This window comes from Antiquaquibacter soli (genome assembly GCF_030580675.1).
Lineage (GTDB): Bacteria > Actinomycetota > Actinomycetes > Actinomycetales > Microbacteriaceae > Rhodoglobus > Rhodoglobus soli.
The window spans coordinates 636,877-654,771 of record NZ_JAUQUB010000001.1; the positions used below are offsets into that span (position 1 = coordinate 636,877).

Annotated in this window: 16 protein-coding genes; 9 read left to right on the forward strand and 7 right to left on the reverse strand. The window is 68.7% G+C overall.

Annotated elements, in window-relative coordinates; translation table 11 throughout:
- Positions 1-16 precede the first annotated feature (16 nt).
- Positions 17-775 carry a GntR family transcriptional regulator gene (locus tag Q5716_RS03075; protein WP_305001618.1) on the forward strand — a complete coding sequence of 253 codons (759 nt, stop codon included), beginning with the start codon at positions 17-19 and terminating at the stop codon, positions 773-775.
- 12 nt (positions 776-787) lie between these two features.
- Here the strand turns inward: Q5716_RS03075 and Q5716_RS03080 are convergent, their stop codons facing one another.
- The 3 genes from Q5716_RS03080 to Q5716_RS03090 all read right to left on the reverse strand — a co-directional run bounded on the left by Q5716_RS03080 (position 788) and on the right by Q5716_RS03090 (position 3,892).
- Positions 788-1,633: a carbohydrate ABC transporter permease gene (locus Q5716_RS03080; protein WP_305001619.1), complete on the reverse strand. Its 846-nt coding sequence runs from the start codon at positions 1,631-1,633 to the stop codon at positions 788-790.
- 8 nt (positions 1,634-1,641) lie between these two features.
- Positions 1,642-2,529, reverse strand: a complete 888-nt coding sequence (locus Q5716_RS03085) for a carbohydrate ABC transporter permease (protein WP_305001620.1) — start codon at positions 2,527-2,529, stop codon at positions 1,642-1,644.
- 88 nt (positions 2,530-2,617) lie between these two features.
- On the reverse strand, positions 2,618-3,892 hold the full coding sequence (locus Q5716_RS03090) for an ABC transporter substrate-binding protein (protein ID WP_305001621.1): 1,275 nt from the start codon (positions 3,890-3,892) through the stop codon (positions 2,618-2,620).
- A gap of 228 nt (positions 3,893-4,120) precedes the next feature.
- Between Q5716_RS03090 and Q5716_RS03095 the strand changes: the two genes are divergently transcribed.
- From Q5716_RS03095 to Q5716_RS03125, 7 genes are read left to right on the forward strand one after another with little or no spacing between them, the layout of a single operon-like run.
- Positions 4,121-5,179 carry a Gfo/Idh/MocA family protein gene (locus Q5716_RS03095; protein ID WP_305001622.1) on the forward strand — a complete coding sequence of 353 codons (1,059 nt, stop codon included), beginning with the start codon at positions 4,121-4,123 and terminating at the stop codon, positions 5,177-5,179.
- Positions 5,176-5,928: a GntR family transcriptional regulator gene (locus Q5716_RS03100; RefSeq protein ID WP_305001623.1), complete on the forward strand. Its 753-nt coding sequence runs from the start codon at positions 5,176-5,178 to the stop codon at positions 5,926-5,928. The genes Q5716_RS03095 and Q5716_RS03100 overlap by 4 nt, the downstream gene beginning before the upstream one ends.
- On the forward strand, positions 5,925-7,892 hold the full coding sequence (locus tag Q5716_RS03105) for a primary-amine oxidase (protein WP_305001624.1): 1,968 nt from the start codon (positions 5,925-5,927) through the stop codon (positions 7,890-7,892). Before Q5716_RS03100 ends, Q5716_RS03105 begins: the two co-directional genes overlap by 4 nt.
- A gap of 27 nt (positions 7,893-7,919) precedes the next feature.
- Positions 7,920-8,954, forward strand: a complete 1,035-nt coding sequence (locus Q5716_RS03110) for an SIS domain-containing protein (protein WP_305001625.1) — start codon at positions 7,920-7,922, stop codon at positions 8,952-8,954.
- Positions 8,954-9,841, forward strand: a complete 888-nt coding sequence (locus Q5716_RS03115) for a BadF/BadG/BcrA/BcrD ATPase family protein (RefSeq protein ID WP_305001626.1) — start codon at positions 8,954-8,956, stop codon at positions 9,839-9,841. Before Q5716_RS03110 ends, Q5716_RS03115 begins: the two co-directional genes overlap by 1 nt.
- A gap of 19 nt (positions 9,842-9,860) precedes the next feature.
- The gene (locus Q5716_RS03120) at positions 9,861-11,237 is read left to right on the forward strand and encodes an aldehyde dehydrogenase family protein (RefSeq protein ID WP_305001627.1); all 1,377 of its coding nucleotides are present in this window, start codon (positions 9,861-9,863) and stop codon (positions 11,235-11,237) included.
- A gap of 26 nt (positions 11,238-11,263) precedes the next feature.
- Positions 11,264-11,659, forward strand: coding sequence for a hypothetical protein (locus Q5716_RS03125; protein ID WP_305001628.1), 396 nt, complete (start codon positions 11,264-11,266; stop codon positions 11,657-11,659).
- Positions 11,660-11,735: 76 nt separating this feature from the next.
- On the opposite strand, the gene Q5716_RS03130 is transcribed toward Q5716_RS03125, so the two are convergent.
- From Q5716_RS03130 to Q5716_RS03145, 4 genes are all read right to left on the reverse strand, one after another.
- On the reverse strand, positions 11,736-12,272 hold the full coding sequence (locus tag Q5716_RS03130) for a hypothetical protein (protein ID WP_305001629.1): 537 nt from the start codon (positions 12,270-12,272) through the stop codon (positions 11,736-11,738).
- Positions 12,273-12,798: 526 nt separating this feature from the next.
- Positions 12,799-13,050 carry a ribosomal L7/L12 family protein gene (locus Q5716_RS03135; RefSeq protein ID WP_305001630.1) on the reverse strand — a complete coding sequence of 84 codons (252 nt, stop codon included), beginning with the start codon at positions 13,048-13,050 and terminating at the stop codon, positions 12,799-12,801.
- Between the two features lie 9 nt (positions 13,051-13,059).
- On the reverse strand, positions 13,060-14,577 hold the full coding sequence (locus Q5716_RS03140; protein ID WP_305001631.1) for a hypothetical protein: 1,518 nt from the start codon (positions 14,575-14,577) through the stop codon (positions 13,060-13,062).
- A 127-nt stretch (positions 14,578-14,704) separates the two neighbouring features.
- On the reverse strand, positions 14,705-16,270 hold the full coding sequence (locus tag Q5716_RS03145; RefSeq protein WP_305001632.1) for an amino acid permease: 1,566 nt from the start codon (positions 16,268-16,270) through the stop codon (positions 14,705-14,707).
- A gap of 188 nt (positions 16,271-16,458) precedes the next feature.
- Between Q5716_RS03145 and Q5716_RS03150 the strand changes: the two genes are divergently transcribed.
- Positions 16,459-17,829, forward strand: a complete 1,371-nt coding sequence (locus Q5716_RS03150; RefSeq protein WP_305001633.1) for a glutamine synthetase family protein — start codon at positions 16,459-16,461, stop codon at positions 17,827-17,829.
- Positions 17,830-17,895: the final 66 nt, after the last annotated feature.

Sequence of the window (17,895 nt, forward strand, 5' to 3'; positions counted from 1 at the left end):
GTGGTATACATGACTCGTGTCAGCCGCGTCGGAGTCGCCCGCCATCAGGCCTGACTACCCCGAGCCGCTGTGGATCCAAGCGGCGAACCTCATCACCGCGGAGATCGAGAGCGGTGCGCTCAAGCCGGGGATGCGGCTGCCGCCCGAGCGCGAGCTCTGCGAGCAACTCGGCATCAGCCGGGTGACGCTGCGCAAGGCGCTCACGAAACTCGTCGACGAGGGGCTGCTCAACGCGTCACACGGCCGCGGCTGGTACGTCGCGTCGACCCCGACGAGCAAGGACTGGCCCAACAGCCTCGAATCGTTCTCCGAGACGGCCCGCCGCATGGGGCTGACAGCGAGCTCGAGCATCCTGCGCTCGGAGGTCGTGCCGGCGACCATCGACGAGGCCGAGGAGTTCCTCATCGCGCCAGGCAGCCCGCTCTTCCACCTCGACCGGGTGCGCTCGCTCAACGGGGTGCCGACCGCGATCGACTACACGCGCATCCCCGCCGACTACGTGCCGCGCTTCGTGGACACCGACTTCACGACCGCATCGCTCTACGAGGAGCTCGAGGCGGCGGGGGTCGCACCCCAGCGCGCCGACTCGACGATCGAGGCACGCGCCGCCGACGACTACGCCGCCACGCACCTCGATCTCGCCGTCGGCGCGCCGCTGCTCGTCATGAACCAGCGGGTGATGGATGCCTCGGACCGGCCGCTGCTCGCATCCAAGATCCAGTACTCGGGAGACCGGTACCGGTTGCGCACGTTCTTCGCGCGTGGCCGCCGCTAGCGCTCCAGCGCGCTACTTGCCGTAGCCCGCGCTGAGGCCCTGGATGAACTGGCGCGAGAACACCGTGAACAGCAGGATGAGCGGCACGGCCCCGAGCGTAAGCGCGGCCAGGAGCGCGGGGTAGTCGCTCTGGAACTGCCCCACGAACTGCTGCACGCCGAGCGTCACGGTCTGGTTCTCGCGCGACGGCGCGAGGATGAGCGGGAACCACAGGTCGTTCCACACCGGCAGCATCGTGATGGATGCCACGGCAGCGATGCCCGGCCGCACGATCGGTACCGCGATACCGAGCGTGCGAAACTCGCCGGCCCCGTCAATGCGCGCCGCTTCCTTGAGCTCGGTCGGCACCGAGCGGAAGTAGGTCATCATGAGCGCGACCGCCAGGGGAAGCGTCATCGCGGTGTACACGAGGATGAGGGCGAGCAGCGTGTCGATGATGCCCCACGAGATCATCGTCTTGAGGATCGGCACAGTGCCGAGGCGGATCGGGAGCATGATCCCGATGATGAAGAACCCGGCGAGCAGCGGCGCGATCCGCACCTTGTACTCGGTGAGGGCCCACGCCGCCGCGGTCGCGAGCACGATGACGAGGAGCGTCGTGGCGATCGTGACGATGAGGCTGTTCTGGTAGTTGAGGAAGAACTCGCCGCGCTTGAAGACGTTCTCGTAGCCCTGCAGGTTGAAGGTCTCCGCGGTCGGCGGCACGAACGGCCCGGTGAAGATTCCCTGCGTCGTCTTGAACGAGTTCATGATGACGGTGAGGATCGGGCCGATCGCGAGGATCACGAAGACGATCAGCAGCCCGTGCGTGAGGAGGACGTTCGGCAGCCCGGCCGAGGTGGCTCGATTCGAGGTCATGGTGGCTCCTAGAGCTCGTACGTCTTGAGTCGGCGCTGCAGCACCCAGAAGTACGCGGCGGTCGTGACGAGGATGATGAAGAAGATGACGGAAGCGACGGTCGCGCCGAGGTCCAGGTTGGCGACCTGCCCGCTCGATCCGAAGAACGTGCGGTAGAAGAGGGTGCCGAGGATGTCCGTCGAGTAGTTCGGGCCCGGCGCCGAGCCGTTGAGCGCGTAGACGATGTCGAAGCCGTTGAACGTCCAGATGTAGGTGAGGATCGCGATGAGCCCGAACTGCGGCGCGATGAGGGGGAACTTGATGCGCCAGAACGTGCTCCATCCGGTGGAGCCGTCGATGCGCGCGGCTTCGAGGATGTCGCCGGGGATCGCCAGCAGCGCCGTGTAGAGGAAGATCATCGGGATACCGACGTACTGCCACACCGACATGAGGGAGATCGTCGGCAGCGCGGTCACCTCGTTGCCGAGCAGCGGGAAGCTCACGATGCCCCAGAGCGGGCTGATGATGAGGCGCCAGATGAAGCCGACGATGACGACCGACAGGGTCGCGGGGATGAACAAGAGCGTGCGGTAGACGCCCGTCGAGCGGCGCAGGACGCCGGAGGTCAGCAGCGCCGCCATGAGCAGGCCGACGGGGACCTCGACGACGAGGTGGATGAGGAAGAACACCACGTTGTTGCCGAGCGCGTTCCAGAAGCGCTCGCTCGTGGCCTCGTTCGTGAACAGGAAGACGTAGTTCTCGAAGCCGACGAAGACACTGCCCACCGGGCCGTCGGAGTCGAAGAAGCTCAGGACGACCGAGCTGATGAGGGGGTACACGCTGAACGCCACATAGATCGCGAGGGCGGGCAGCACGAAGAGGATGAGGTTGCGGTAGCTGGCTGCCGTGCGCTTCATGCCTGCTCCTTACGGTTGCGGTGTTCGGATGATACGGCGATGGGCCGCGCCGGCGTGCGCCAGACGCGGCCCATCGGTCGTGTGCGGACTAGCCTGCCGGGACGTACCAGGAGTCCAGGCCCGCCTGGAGCTCGGCCGTGGCCGACTCCGGCGTGAGGGTGCCCGCGTACATCTGCTGCAGGGCGACCCAGATCTCGTCGTCAAGCGGCGGGGTTCCGGCGCTCAGGCGGTCGAGGGCCAGTCGCGGGGTGAGCTCGGCGTCCGTCTTGAGGTCGCTGAACGCCTGCGCGAGCGGGTTGTCGTAGGCCGGGGCATCCGTCGTCATCGCGAAGAAGCCGGGAAGCTTGTTGACGTACAGCTCCAGGAACTCCGGGGTGACGAGCCAGTTGAGGAACTCGGTCGCCGCGTCCTTGTTCTTGCTCGACGCGTTGAGGCCGATCGCCATGTCGGGCATCTCCTGCTGGTAGCGCTGGTCACCGGCGGCCGGAACCGGGGCACCGAACACGCCGACATCGAGGCCGGTGCTCGTCAGCTGGTTGATGTTCCACGAGCCGTCGGGGATGATCGCCGCCTGGCCGAGGCTGAACAGCTGCCCCATGTCGTCGTAGGTGATCGCCTCGTAGCCCTCGGGGAGGAACGGGACGAGCGCCTCGGTGGCCGCGAACGCGTCGACGAAGCCGGGGTCGGTGAGCTTCTGGGTGCCGTCGATGAGGCCGAGTCGGCCCTCCTCGCCCTTCCAGTAGTTCGGGCCCAGGTTGTAGAGCACGTTGTAGGCGAGCTGCCAGCCGTCGGCCGAGCCGAGGGCGAGCGGCGTGTAGGTGCCGTCGTCCTTGATCGCCTGCAGCACGTCGATGAAGTCCGCCTGCGTCTCCGGGACCTCGAGGCTGAGCTCGTCGAAGATCGCCTTGTTGTAGTAGAAGCCGGCGAGAACGGATGCCACGGGCACGCAGTACGTCGCGCCGTCGGCGCCCTGCCACGCGGCCTGGGCCGTCGGAGTGAAGGAGTCGAGCGCCTCGAGACCGGTGAGGTCGTCGAAGTAGCCGTCGGCGATCCACGCGCGGTTGACGTCGAACGGGCGGCACGTGATGAGGTCGGGCGCGTTGCCGCCCTCGACCTGCGACTGGATGGCCGCGTTGTAGTCGTTGGTGTCGGTCGCCGCGAACTCCACCTCGATGTTCGGGTGGCTCTCGTGGAACGCGGGGAGGATCTCGTCCTCCCACATCGCGATGTCCTCCGTGCGCCAGCTGCCGAGGGTGAGCTTGACGGTGTCGCCGCTGTCGGAGCCTCCCGTCGCGCAACCGGCGAGGGTCAGGCCCATGGCGGTGACGGCGAGCGCTGCGAGTGGTGCAAGTCGTGAACGCATTGTGTCCTCTCTGTACACATCGTGCTGTTGTGCTTCGGGTGAAGCCACGTGCTTCGGGTGAAGCCACCGCTCTGTGGGTGCCGAGCGCGTGTGCTGGTCAGCATATAGATGTCATCGAGAGGTAGCAAGAGGTATTTACAAACTCGAAACCTAGTAGACCAAAGGTGTACCAATCAGTATCATGTGGTGTGCGTGCCCGATCGGGGCGCACAGCACCGAGGAGGACGCATGGTTGGCATTGGAATTCTGGGATCTGGATTCATCAGTGACCAGTACGTCGACGGGCTGCAGGATGTGCGCGCGGCCGACATCGTCGCCAACTACTCCCGCGACCTCGACCGGGCACAAGAGTTCGCCGCCAAGTGGTCGCCGGTCGTCTCCCTCTCGCGCGGCATGACCTCGTACGACGACATGGAGGCGCTGTGCGCCGACCCCGCCGTCGAGCTCGTCATCATCGCCCTGCCCAACGAGGTGCACGTCGAGGCCGTCGGCCTCGCGGCGAAGTACGGCAAGGGCGTCATCTGCACCAAGCCGCTCGCCCGCACCGGGGCGGAGGCGAAGCAGATCCTCGACATCGTCGAGTCGAGCGGCATCTGGGCCGCCTACGCGGAGTGCTCCGTGTTCTCGCCCAACATCGTCAAGGCCTACGACATGGTCCAGGCCGGCGGTATCGGCGACCTCTTGACCATGCGCGCCCGCGAGGGTCACTCCGGTCCGCACGCCCCCCACTTCTGGGACGCCGAGACCGCCGGGGGCGGGGCGCTGCTCGACATGGGCTGCCACACCGTCGAGTCGGCCCGCCACTTCTTCGGCAAGGACAACCCCGTCACCGAGGTCTGGGCGTGGGGCGCGACCCTCGTGCACGGCGACAAGACCACGGGGGAGGACGTCGCGACCGCGATCCTCAAGTTCGCCGGCGGCCAGGTCGCGACCGTCGAGTCGTCGTGGATCGAGAAGGGCGGGATGCAGCTGCGCCACGAGTTCGTGGGGACGGCCGGGCGCCTCTACACCGACAGCTCCGCGACTCCCGTGTGGGGGTTCATCCAGAATCCCGTCGGCTACCTCGTCGAGAAGTCGGACGCGGAGACCGGCTGGGTCTACCCGGTGCCCGAGGAGGCCCGCGCCTACGGCTTCTCGCAGCAGTTCCGCAGCTTCGTGACCTCCTTCGAGAAGGGGGAGCAGCCGGTGGAGACCTTCCAGGACGGCTTCATCGTCAACTGCATCCTCGACGCCTGCTACGCCTCGATGACGTCGGGCGTCTGGGAGAAGGTCAGCTACGAGCGATGACCCTTCTCGTCCGAACCGACTACCCGGACCCGTTGTGGCTCCAGGCGGTCGACGTCATCCGGCGCGATGTCGCCGACGGCCGGCTGCCGGTCGGGTCGCGGCTGCCGCCCGAGCGCGAGCTGTGCGAGGCGCTCAGCATCAGCCGCGTCACCCTGCGCAAGGCGCTCGCCCGGCTCGTCGACGAGGGCGTGCTGCGCTCGTCGCACGGCCGCGGCTGGTTCGTCGCGTCCGGTGGGGGAACCGATTGGCCGAACAGCCTCGAGTCGTTCAGCGAGACCGCCGACCGGATGGGGCTCCGCGCGTCATCCCGGATCCTCCGACAGGAGATCGTGCCCGCGACGATCGACGAGGCCGAGGAGCTCTCCGTGGCCCCGGGAAGTCCGCTCTTCCACCTCGAGCGCGTGAGGCTCCTCGACGACGTGCCGGTGGCGATGGATGACTCGCGCGTGCCCGCCGCCCTCGTCCCCGGTATCGAGCACATCGACTTCGGGCTCGCCTCCCTCTACGAGCGGCTCGCATCCGAGGGCGTCGACCCGCACCGTGCCGACTCCACCATCGAGGCGCGCAGCGCAGACGACTCCCTCGCGACCCACCTCTCCGTGCAGCCGGGCACCCCCGTGCTCGTCATGCACCAGCTCGTCGTCGACTCGCTCGAGCATCCCGTGCTCGCCTCGACCATCCGCTACGCGGGCGAGCGCTACCGCCTGCGCACCGCCTTCGCCCGCTCACAGAAAGCAGACCACCGATGACCAGCCCCAGCATCGCCGCCGCCCTCTCGACGATCACCGCGGCCGAGATCGCCGCCAACCGCGCCATCCTCGAGCGGGAGGGAATCGCCAGCCCGACCGTGCAGTACTCCTACGTGGGGCTGCAGGAGCCGGACAAGCGCGAGCTTCTCGCGTCGGGGGTTGCGGACCGGCGCATCCGGTCGATGCTCGTCGACATGGCGACCAATGTCTCGCGCGACGTCGTCGTCTCGATCGCCGAGGACCGCGTCGTCTCCGACCGCGTGCTCGACCACGCGGTCGACGGACAGGTGCCGGTTGTCGTCGACGAGTTCATCGTCGTGGCCGAGATCAAGAAGAACGCCGAGTGGCAGGCGGCCATGGTCAAGCGCGGTCTCACAGACTTCGACAAGCTCGTGATCAACCCCCTGTCGGCGGGCGTGCTGAGCGATGCCGAGTCGGGTCGTCGCATCCAGCGCTGCTTCACGTTCGTCATGGATTCGCCGGACGACCTCGGCTGGGCGCACCCGGTCGACGGAGTCACCGTCATGTTCGATGTCGTGACGAAGGAGGTGCTCGAGGTCGTCGACTACGTCGAGCTGCCGGTTCCCCTCGAGAGCGGCAACTTCCACCTCGAGTCGTGGCGCGGGCCCGACCGGCAGGGCCTCAAGCCCATCGAGATCACCCAGCCCGAGGGGCCGAGCTTCACGATCGACGAGAACGGCACGCTGTCGTGGCTCGGCTGGAACCTCCAGGTCGGCTTCGACCAGCGCGAGGGCCTCGTGTTCCACAACGTCACGATCGATGACAAGGGAGTGGCTCGGCCCGTGATCTACCGCGCCTCCATCGCCGAGATGATGGTGCCCTACGGCGACCCGAGCCCCCAGCGCTGGTTCCAGAACTTCTTCGACTGCGGCGAGTACCTGCTCGGCGGCTACGCGAACTCGCTCGAGCTCGGGTGCGACTGCGTGGGCGACATCACCTATCTCGATGCGGTCGTCGCCGGCAACGACGGGGCGGCGAAGATCATCCCGCAGGCCATCTGCATCCACGAGGAGGACGCCGGAATCCTCTGGAAGCACTTCGACAACTGGAACGGGTCGAGCGAATCCCGCCGCAACCGCCGGCTCGTGGTGTCGTTCTTCGTCACCGTCGGCAACTACGACTACGGCTTCTACTGGTACTTCGGCCTCGACGGCACCATCGAGTTCGAGGTCAAGGCGACGGGTGTCGTCTTCACGTCGGCGTACCCGGGGGAGGGCTACAAGTTCGCCTCCGAACTCGCGCCGGGCCTCGGAGCCCCGTACCACCAGCACCTGTTCAGCGCCCGCCTCGACATGATGGTCGACGGGCTCGACAACGCGGTGGACGAGCTCGAGGCGGTGCTCGTGCCCCGCGGACCCGAGAACCCGACAGGCACCGGCTTCACCCAGACCGTCACGCGGTTGCGGACCGAGCAGGATGCCCAGCGCCTGGCCTCCACCGAGACCGGCCGTGTCTGGCTCGTCTCCAACCCCGGCGTCAAGAACCGGCTCGGGCGCGATGTCGGCTGGGTGCTCTACCCGGAGGGGCGGCCCACGCTGCTCGCCGACGCCGAGTCCGACATCTACCAGCGCGCCACCTTCTGCACGAAGCACCTGTGGGTCACGCCCTACGAGCCGTCGGAGCTGTACCCGGCAGGCGACTTCGTCAACATGCACCCGGGTGGCGCCGGCCTCCCGGCGTGGACGGCGGCGAACCGCTCGGTCGACACCACCGACATCGTTCTGTGGCACACCTTCGGCTTGACGCACTTCCCGCGCGTCGAGGACTGGCCGATCATGCCCGTCGACACGTGCGGCTTCGTGCTCAAGCCGCACGGCTTCTTCGGCGCGAATCCGGCCATGGACATTCCTGCGTCGACGAGCGACCACTGCGCTCCGGGCGGCGCCGCGGACCACGACCACGGCGGGCACGGCGGGCACGAGCACCACGGACACGGGCACTGATGACAACTGAACAGAGGGGGGCGGCTCATGGTCGCTGACTACATCACCTACGCGAGCGCGCGCGCCACCCAGGCCGATGCGCTCGAGGCCGCCATCGCGCGGATCTCCGAGGAGGTGCTTCGCCAGCAGGACGCGGGCGGGCTCCGCGGCCCCGGGCCGATCTTCGTCGGCATCGGAGCGAGCCTCGCCGCGGCATCCGCGCCGGTCTGGACGCTGCGTTCGCGCGGCATCCACTCCTGGCGGCTGGGCGCGGGCGACTACCCGCTGCCGTGGCCCCTGAGCGTGCATCCCATCGTCGGCATCTCGCAGTCGGGCAAGAGCACGGAGACCCTCGCGGTGTTCGAGTCGATTGCCCCCGAGCTGCGCTACGCCGTCGTCAACACGCACCCGTCGCCCGTGTCGACGCTCGCGGCCACGACACTGTCGCTCGGCAACATCCCCGACAGCTACGCGTCGACGATCGGCTACACGGCGACGGTCACCGGACTCGGGATGCTCGCCGAGGCGTGGGACGGCGGCGCGCTCGACGCGGGCTGGCAGTCGCTCCCGGAGCTCTTCCGCTGGACGGAGCAGACCGTGGGCGCCCGGGCGGCGGAACTCGCCGCGACGTTCGCCGGCCGCGTCACCGCCGACTTCGTCGGAGCCGGCCCCTCCGTCGGATCGGCCGAGGCCGGCGCCCTGCTGTTCCGCGAGGTCGCCCGGGTGCACGCCGCGGGCATGAGCACCCGGCAGTACCTCCACGGGTCGATGGAGTCGGCGGGCGGCGGAGTGCACGTGCTCTTCGGCGAGGAGCGCGAGCTCGACGCGGCCCGCATGCTCGCGGATGCCGGGCACAGCGTCATCCTCATCACCTCTCTCGAGGTCCCGGAGGCGGAGCGGCTGCAGGTCGTCGCGCTCCCCTCGGTCGCCCCGAACCAGCGGGCGATCCTGGAGGCTCTCGTCATGCAGATCCTCGTCGGCGAGGTCGCCACCCAGGCGGGCGTCGAGATCGAGGAGTTCGTGTTCTTCCACACCGACACGAAGGTGTCCGACGGCACCGACACGAAGGTGGCTGACGGCTGATGGTCTCGGTCATCGTGGGTCTCGACGTCGGCGGCACCAAGACCGCCGTCGTCGTCGAGACCGTGGACGGGGATCGCCTCGTCGACACCGTGCTGCCGTCGGACGGCTGGGATGCCGAACCCCTCCACCACGGTGTGCGCTGGGTCGCCGACCGCATCGCCGCGGTGCTCCCGTCCGACGCCGCGGTGGCCGCCGTCGGGATCGGTGCCCAGGGCCTCGACACCCCGGAGATCGCGGACGATTTCGCGCGCGCACTCGGGGCGGGCTACCCGGCGGTGGCCGTCAACGATGCCGCGCTGCTCGTTCCCGCGGCCGGCCACGACGACGGCATGGGCCTCATTTCGGGCACCGGGGCGATCGGCGTGGGGCGCGCGGCATCCGGCGTTCCTCTCATCACGGGCGGCTGGGGGTGGGTGATCGGCGACGAAGCCGGTGCCGCGGGCATCGTCCGCGAGGCGAGTCGGGCCGCCCTGCTCGCCCACGACGACGGGATGCCCGATGACGGGCTGCTCGGCGCCCTGCTCGCTGCCTTCGGCGTGGACGACGCCGAACGCCTCGCCCGCGCCGTCAACGACGAGCCGACCATGGACAACTGGGGTCCGCGCGCCCCGGCGGTGTTCGCCGCCGCCGACGCCGGGTCGGCGCTGGCCGCGACCGTGATCGACGGGGCCGCGCTCCACCTCGCACGGCTCGTCGACCAGCTCCTCGCCCGCGGAGCGGTCGGATCCGTGGTCGTCGCCGCGGGCGGCGTGATCACTCGGCAGCCGCGCCTGTTCGACGCGCTGTCGCGATATGTGGGGGAGCGGCATCCGTCGCTCTCCGTCGACCTGCTGACCCGCGCCCCCGTCGAGGGCGCCGTCCGTCTCGCCCGCCGGGCGCTTTCCTGATCGAACGAAGGAGTTCACCATGGCCATCGCCACCCTCAACCCCACCACCGGTCTCGTCGAGAAGACGTTCGAGCCGCACTCGCCGGATCAGGTCGAGCAGATCCTCGAGCGCGCGCGGCTCGCCAATGCCGCACTGCGCGCGACGACCTTCGCACAGCGCCGGGAGTGGATGCATCGCGCGGCCGACCTCATGGACGCCGACCTCGAGCACCTCGCCGCGCTCGCCGCGACCGAGATGGGCAAGACGATCGGCACCGCGAAGTACGAGGTGACGAAATCGGCGAACGGCATGCGGCACTACGCCGACCACGCCGAGGAGTATCTCGCCGACGAGACGCCGGTCGAGGCATCCGCCGTCGGGGCATCCGTCGCTCGCGTCATCTTCCAGCCCATCGGCACCGTGCTCGCGGTCATGCCGTGGAACTACCCGTTCTGGCAGGTGATCCGCTTTGCCGCCCCCGCGCTCATGGCGGGCAACACCGGCCTGCTCAAGCACGCGTCGAGCGTTCCGCAGGTTGCGCTCTACCTCGGGGAGCTCTTCGAGCGGGCGGGATTCCCGGCGGGAGCCTTCCAGACGCTGCTCATCGAAGGGGCCGCGGCCTCGGCGCTCATCGACGACCGGCGGATCGCCGCCGTGACCCTCACCGGCTCGGTCGGAGCGGGCGCTGCGGTCGCCGAGGCGGCGGGGCGCAACATCAAGAAGAGCGTTCTCGAGCTCGGCGGGACCGACGTGTTCGTCGTCGCCCCGTCGGCGGACATCGCCAAGTCGGCGCAGTTCGGAGCGAACTCCCGCACCCAGAACTCGGGTCAGTCGTGCATCTGCGCGAAGCGCTTCTACGTGCACGAGGACGTCTACGACGAGTGGTTCGCGGCGTTCCTCCAGGCGATGACGGCGACGGTGGCGGGCGATCCGTTCGACCCCGAGACCTCCTTCGGGCCGATGGCTACCGAGTCGGTGCGCGCCGAGGCGCACGAGCTCGTCGCCGACGCCATCGCGAAGGGCGTCACCGTCCACACCGGCGGCGAGCTGCCCGACGGCCCCGGCTGGTTCTACCCGGCGACCGTGCTCACCGGGGTCACCCCCGAGATGCGCATCTACCGCGAGGAGTGCTTCGGACCCGTGGCGTGCGTCTACAAGGTCGCGTCGATCGACGAGGCCATCGCACTCTCGAACGACTCCGAGTTCGGTCTCGCCGCCTCCGTCTGGTCGTCCGACGCGGCCGAGCTCGACCGGCTCCAGCGCGAGCTCGAGTTCGGCGCCGTCTTCGCCAACGGCAACACCGCGTCGTTCTTCGGCCTGCCCTTCGGCGGGGTCAAGGACTCCGGCTACGGCCGCGAGCTAGGCAAGTTCGGCATCCGCGAATTCGTCAACGCGAAGACGGTGTGGACGGCGTAGCGCGTCCCACCGACCGGGGTCTTGCAGTGCTGCGCCGCGAGGCCCCGGTCCACACGCTGATGATCGCTCTCATGGGCGCGGCCCTCGTCGCCGGCTCGGCGTTCTGGATGCTCGCGATCGCGGGAGTGCTCATCGTCCTCGCCGTGGTCTGCGCTCTGCTCTCGCGCCGCGCGGGACACTTCGGCGCCCAGTGCCTCGACCTGTGGGCGATGGCCCTCGGGATGCTCGCCCTCGTCGTCCACCCTGCGGCGGGCCACCACGGCGCGGGTGCCCCCGGCGCCCTGCTCTACGCCGCCGTGGTGACGGCGTGGGCGGTGGGGCGCGTCGCGCTCGCGCTGCGCTCGCGCTCGTCGTGGCGGGGGAGCGCGGCATCCGGCGCCGTCACCGCGCTCGGGTTCGCCCTCATGCTCGCCCTCCACTGAGCCCGCGGCCTCTCTGCTCGTTTCGGCGGAATCCGCACCCCGAGGCGTCCGGATTCCGCCGAAAGCCGCAGGTCGGTCAGAGGACGACCCTGTGTTCACGAAGCAGTGCGGACAGACGTCGCCGATCGAGGGCTTCGGCCCACTCGACCCGCATGACGTCAGAGACAAGGCGTCTCAATCGATTCTCTCGACGTTTCTCGCGCAGGACGAGCTCGGCCTCCGATAGCTCTGGGTGGAACGCGCGTCCTCTCAGATACTTGCCGACGCCGTCGAACTCAACCGCCAGATCCCAGCGTTCGAAGTAGAAGTCCGGGATGATCTGCCCCCGGCGATCGGCGAACACCCGCTGCAATTCCGGGGCAGGCAGTCCCAGAGCGTGGAACTGCACGCGGCAGAGAGATTCCCCTAGCGATTCTGCACGCGCGTCCGCGAAGTCGAGCACCCTCCCTGCTCGCACGGCACCGGTTCGACCGGACGCCCGCGCCAGATGGAGCTGCAGCGCCGATGGATCTATCGGCTCCCATCCGATCTCGTCGCCGACACGTCCGCGAAGCGCGGCGTCGGCCATGCCGACTGCACGCACGAACGAAGTCGACCGGGCCATGTCGACCACCGTCCGAGCGAGAGACGTCACGGGGAGGCCCTCAATGACAACAGCGTCAGGATCGAGTCCCCACTCATGTCGAGTCAGTGGTCCGGCCGGGCGCTGAGACCGATTCTCTGACACGGTCGCATGAGCGCGAGCGGGCCACGCCCCCAGGCTCGGGAGTCGCCACAGCGCAGCAGCCGAGTCGTGGGAGGCCTGCCCTGCCGGAAAGCGGCTCAAGGCGGCGTGGGTCAGCAGCCGGTACCGTGCATCGGGATCGAGAGCCTCCCACGATGCGCGCGGAGCATAGATGCCCCGGGCGATCCGAACAGTCTCTCCCCGGCTGTGCGCTCGGCGCAGGTCCCGATCCGCACCCAGCCGGGCTGCTTCAGTCGACAGGTAATACTCGAGGTTCGTCATCCCGAGAGCATGCGCTCGGCATCCGGTGCCGGTCGCGGCATCGATCGGGGTCGTGGAGGAAGTCGACCTGTGGATTCCGGCCGAATCCGAACGCCGGGGCACCCGGAATCCGCCGGAAGTCGCGGATGGCGCGTCAGCGCAGCGTGCGCGCCAAGTCCTCCACCGCGTCCTTCGCCTCCTTGAGACCCGCGCCGGTCTGCTCCCGGTAGAGCTTGATCGCCACGATGATCTGACCCGAGCGGATCGCATCGACGATCGCCGGATTCGGCCCGGATGACGCGGCCGCAAGCTGCCCGATGCCGAGGTGCTTGTACAGCACGCCGACCTGCTCGCGCAGACGGGCGACTTCTCGTTCGAGTTCTTCGATGCGTTCGTCGGGGGTCACCGCACCAACCTACTCGCACGGCTCCGTCGGTGTGAGCGTGTACTGCAGGTCGACGGGGGAGTCGGCGGTGATGCCGTCCGGCGTGGTCAGGGTGCTGTCTCCCGACGCGTGCAGCGCGGTCGCCACGCCGTCCGCGTCGTGCGACACGGAGTAGTCGCCGTCGCCCACGAACGTGAGGTCGTACCGTGCCCCGCTCATCCGGAACGTGCCACTGCCCTCGCCCGCGGGCGTGAAGGAGAACGTCAAGCCCGATCCAGTGATCTCGAACGGCTCGGTGAGGCTGCAGATGGTGTCGTGGGCGGTGTACTCGTCGACCGTGACATCCGCGATGTAGGCGCCGCCGCCGGTGGTGAGCGGGATGCTCGCCCGCCCCACTCCCCGGATCGAGCGCGACTCGACCGTGAGCACGCCGGTGCGACCCTCCTCGTCCGCCGCCCGGTAGTCGAAGGTCGCCGGCGCCGGAACGCGGCTCCCGTCCGAGCCGAGGTCGCCCTCTCCCGACAAGGTCGGAAAGAGCGTGCCCCCCGTCGCCTGGCCGTCGAGGCGGGCGTGGGCATCCGCGTCGATGGTGATGTTCGCCTCCGGTTCGAGGCTGCCGGGGTCCTCCGAGGGGGTGAGGGTCACGTCGACGCAGCGCCCCGACGTCCAGCCGGTCTCCGCTGCGGCGAGCAGGTCGTGCGAGACGAGATAGGCGAGCGACGCCGCCATCTCCGCCGCCCCCTTCGCGAACTCGGCGGTCGCCTTGCTGCTCCAGCGGTTGACCGTCACCTGGCCCGCCGAGTTGCCGCTGTGATCGAGGAACTCGCCGGTTCCGTCGGCCGTGGAGGAATGCTGCTGCCGGTAGCTGTACTCGCTGGATGCGAGAGCCGCCGTCTCATCGAGGCGACCGGTGGTCTCGACCTCGAGCTCGATGGACCCGCCCGCGCTGCCGACACCGACGCGCACGGACACCTCGGCCGAGAGCTCGACCACGCCGTCCGCATCCGGGCAGGGCTGGATCTCGGAGGCCGCGGAAATGTCCACGGACAGGCCGCCCTCTGCACCACCTGCCGTGTAGGTGGTCGAGACGGTGCCGTCCGCGCCGACCGAGACCGTCGCCGACCCACCCGGCGTGCCCGTCGTGTCGGTGCCTCGCGCTCCCTCGTTGCTGTATTCGACACCCGACTTGCCGAGTGAGCCGATCGCGACGAAGCCGATGCCGAAGGCCGAGCCGATGTCGGTGGCGCTCGCCGAGAGGCTCGCGAGCTGCATCTCGTGCGGCGCTTCTCGCTCCGCGAGGACCCAGTCCGACAGGGTCGCGAGTGCACCGGGCACCCCCGACGGGTCGACCCCCCACTCGCTCCAGGCCGCCAACTCCTCCCGCGCGGCGATCGTGATGACGGCGGCCTCACGATCGGCCGGATCGAGCGCCTCGAGAGACTCCAGCACCTCGCGAGCGGCGGGGCCGAGCGGGTCGGCCGGGACGCACCCGGTGAGCAGAGCGGCGATGAGGAGCGCGGGAAGGAGAGTGCGAACGGGCCGGGGCATGCTCCGACGCTACGGTCGGGCATCCGCTGCATCGCCGCCCGTGGGTCTCCCGCAACGCACCGGCAACGTTAACGCGGTCGGCCCCCGCCCGAGAGGGGCGAGGGCCGACCGGTGGTGCCGATGGATGCTACTTCTTCGGGTCCTCCGCCTTCCCGTCGAAGACCTCGCCTTCCATCGCGTCGTAGCCCTCGACTTGCGGGTCGCCGTGGAGACCGCCGCTCAGGGCGTACTCCTCCTCGGGCGAGAGAACGAGGCGGTGGCGACCCCAGACGGCGAAGCCGATGAGGATGACGATGTACACGATCGCGATCGCGACGATCGCCGGCTGGAACGCCGAGTTGAGCAGGAAGCCGACGAAGATGAGGGCCGAGATCACCGCAGCGACGACCGCGCCCGGGATGCCCCACGGCGACTTGTAGGGGCGGTTCGCGTTCGGGAACTTCCGGCGCAGGATGATGTACGAGATCATCTGCAGGAGGTAGGCGAGCACCGCGCCCCACACGGCGATGTTCAGGATGATCGCCCCGGCGACGGCACCCGCGCCCTCCGGGTCGGCCTTGCTCAGCAGATCGAGCACGACGAGGGCGACGAACCCGATCACGGCCCCGACGATGAGCGCGACCCACGGGGTCTGCCGCTTGCCGGTGAGGGAGAAGAACTTCGGGTAGTAGCCGGCGCGCGAGAGCGAGTACATGTTGCGTCCGTAGGCGAACATGATGCCCTGCAGGGATGCCAGGAGCCCGACGAGCGCGAAGAGCGCAAGCACTGCCGCCGCCCCGTCGCCGACCATAGCGCGGAACCCGTCCAGCAGCGGCTCGAGGGAGACGCCCGTCGCCTCCGCGCCGAGCACGCCGGTGTTGAGGAAGAGGATGAGCAGACCCGTCACGATGAGCGTGCCGCGTGCCCACAGACCCGCCTTCGGGATGTCCCGGGTGGGGTTGTGGGACTCCTCCGCCGCGAGCGGCAGCTCCTCGATGCCCAGGAAGAACCACATCGCGAAGGGCAGGGCGAAGAGGATCGGCAGCACGCCGTGGGGGAGGAACGTCGACTGACCCTCGTCCGGCGGGATGTTCCACAGCGAGTCCCAGCTGAACGCGCCGGTGAAGAGCGCCATCGCGGAGAAGACGAGCAGGATTGCGATGGAGATGATCGACACGACGATCGCGAACTTGAACGAGATGTTCGCGCCCGCCGAGTTGAGGGCGATGAAGACCACGTAGAGCACGACCCACCAGATCCACATGTTCGCCGAGAGGTCGAAGCCGAGGAGCTCGGTCGTGATGCCGTTGGCGTACTGCGCCGAGAAGAACACGATGACGCCCGTGGTCGCGACGTACTCGATCGTCTCGGCGAGGCCGGTGACGAGACCGCCCCACGGTCCCATCGCCGATCGCGCGAACGAGTAGGCACCGCCGGTGTGGGGCTGCGCGGCCGCCATCTCGCCGATGGAGAAGATGAGGCCGTAGTACATCGCGACGAGGATGACGAACGCGATGAGCATCCCGCCGAAGCCGGCGAAGTCGATGCCGAAGTTCCACCCGGAGAAGTCGCCCGAGATGACGGCGGCGACGGCGAGGCCCCACAGGCCCCAGACCCCGGCGGAGCGCTTGAGCGTCCGCTTCTCGAAGTACTCCTGACCCGCCTTCGTGTACGTGACGCCGGACACCTTGGTGGTGTCCTTGCTTTCCGCCATGCTTCCTCCAAAGTTGCCCAAGTTGCCTGATTCGGGTGCAGGCGCCATTGCCTGCGGAATTCCCATGAGTTTGTCGGCTATTGGTACTCGGTGTCTACCTTTGGATGTAAATTGCGCGTTACGGTAGGCCCGAGCGGCCCTACGTCGTCGTGATGTAATGGTCGGCAGGCACTCGGGAGGAGTCGCAAGTGGCGAAAGAACGCACGGGCAATCTCACGGTCGAGGAGCTGTCGGCCCTCGTCGCGGCGAAAGAGATCGACACGGTCATCATCGCGTTCACCGACATGCAGGGCCGGTTGATCGGGAAGCGGGCATCCGCTCGCCTGTTCCTCGAGGAGCTCGCGCAGCACGGTGCCGAGTGCTGCAACTACCTGCTCGCCGTCGACGTCGAGAACAACACGGTGGCCGGGTACGCCATCTCCTCCTGGGAGCGCGGGTACGGCGACATGGCGATGATGCCCGACCTCGACACGTTGCGGCTCGCGCCGTGGCTGCCCGGTACCGCCATCGTCACCGCCGATCTGACGTGGCTCGACGGCACCCCGGTGAATCCCGACCCCCGGCAGATCCTCAAGCGCCAGCTCGAGCGGCTCGCCGAGCGCGGCCTCGAGGCGTTCGTCGGCACCGAGCTCGAGTTCATCGTGTTCGAGGACAGCTTCCGCGAGGCGTGGGCGAAGGGCTACCGCGACCTGACGCCGGGCAGCGACTACAACATCGACTACGCGCTGCTCGCCTCGACCCGCATGGAGCCGCTGCTGCGCGACATCCGCAACTCGATGGACGGGGCGGGGATGTACTGTGAGGGCGTCAAGGGCGAGTGCAACCTCGGCCAGCAGGAGATCGCATTCAAGTACCGCGATGCGCTCGGCACGTGCGACAACCACTCGATCTACAAGAACGGCGCGAAGGAGATCGCCGACAAGCACGGCAAGTCGCTCACGTTTATGGCGAAGTTCAACGAGCGCGAGGGCAACTCGTGCCACATCCACCTGTCGGTGCGCGGCACGGACGGCTCGGCGGTCATGGCCGACAAGGACCGCCCCTACGGATTCTCGAAGCTCATGGAGCACTGGCTCGCGGGTCAGCTCGCCACGATGCGCGAGCTCTCGCTGTTCTTCGCCCCCAACATCAATTCGTACAAGCGCTATGTCGAGGGCAGTTTCGCCCCCACCGCTGTGGCCTGGGGGCTCGACAACCGCACGTGCGCGCTGCGCGTCGTCGGGCAGGGCCACTCGCTGCGAGCCGAGAACCGCGTGCCGGGCGGCGACGTCAACCAGTACCTCGCGGTCGCCGCGCTCATCGCGGGCGGGCTGTACGGCATCGAGCACGAGCTCGAGCTCGAGCCGATCTTCGAGGGGAACGCCTACGCGTCGGATGCCCCCCGCGTCCCCTCGTCGCTGCGCGAGGCGGCGCGGCTCTTCCAGGAGTCCGAGGTAGCGGTGGCGGCCTTCGGGGAGGACGTCGTCGCGCACTACCTCAACAACGCGCGAATCGAACAGGCGGCGTACGACGCCGCCATCACCGACTGGGAGCGGGTGCGTGGGTTTGAGCGGCTCTGAGTTTTCTGGCGCGCCGGTCCCCACCCGGCGCGCGGCCGACGAGGCTTCGGCCAAGCCGGCGCCTCG

Excerpts from the sequence above, each read along its gene's own strand:
- Q5716_RS03080 (WP_305001619.1), bottom strand. The coding sequence starts at position 1,633 with ATGACCTCGAATCGAGCCACCTCGGCCGGGCTGCCGAACGTCCTCCTC.
- Q5716_RS03085 (WP_305001620.1), bottom strand. The coding sequence starts at position 2,529 with ATGAAGCGCACGGCAGCCAGCTACCGCAACCTCATCCTCTTCGTGCTG.
- Q5716_RS03090 (WP_305001621.1), bottom strand. The coding sequence starts at position 3,892 with ATGCGTTCACGACTTGCACCACTCGCAGCGCTCGCCGTCACCGCCATG.
- Q5716_RS03095 (WP_305001622.1), top strand. The coding sequence starts at position 4,121 with ATGGTTGGCATTGGAATTCTGGGATCTGGATTCATCAGTGACCAGTAC.
- Q5716_RS03100 (WP_305001623.1), top strand. The coding sequence starts at position 5,176 with ATGACCCTTCTCGTCCGAACCGACTACCCGGACCCGTTGTGGCTCCAG.
- Q5716_RS03105 (WP_305001624.1), top strand. The coding sequence starts at position 5,925 with ATGACCAGCCCCAGCATCGCCGCCGCCCTCTCGACGATCACCGCGGCC.
- Q5716_RS03110 (WP_305001625.1), top strand. The coding sequence starts at position 7,920 with ATGGTCGCTGACTACATCACCTACGCGAGCGCGCGCGCCACCCAGGCC.
- Q5716_RS03115 (WP_305001626.1), top strand. The coding sequence starts at position 8,954 with ATGGTCTCGGTCATCGTGGGTCTCGACGTCGGCGGCACCAAGACCGCC.
- Q5716_RS03120 (WP_305001627.1), top strand. The coding sequence starts at position 9,861 with ATGGCCATCGCCACCCTCAACCCCACCACCGGTCTCGTCGAGAAGACG.
- Q5716_RS03140 (WP_305001631.1), bottom strand. The coding sequence starts at position 14,577 with ATGCCCCGGCCCGTTCGCACTCTCCTTCCCGCGCTCCTCATCGCCGCT.
- Q5716_RS03145 (WP_305001632.1), bottom strand. The coding sequence starts at position 16,270 with ATGGCGGAAAGCAAGGACACCACCAAGGTGTCCGGCGTCACGTACACG.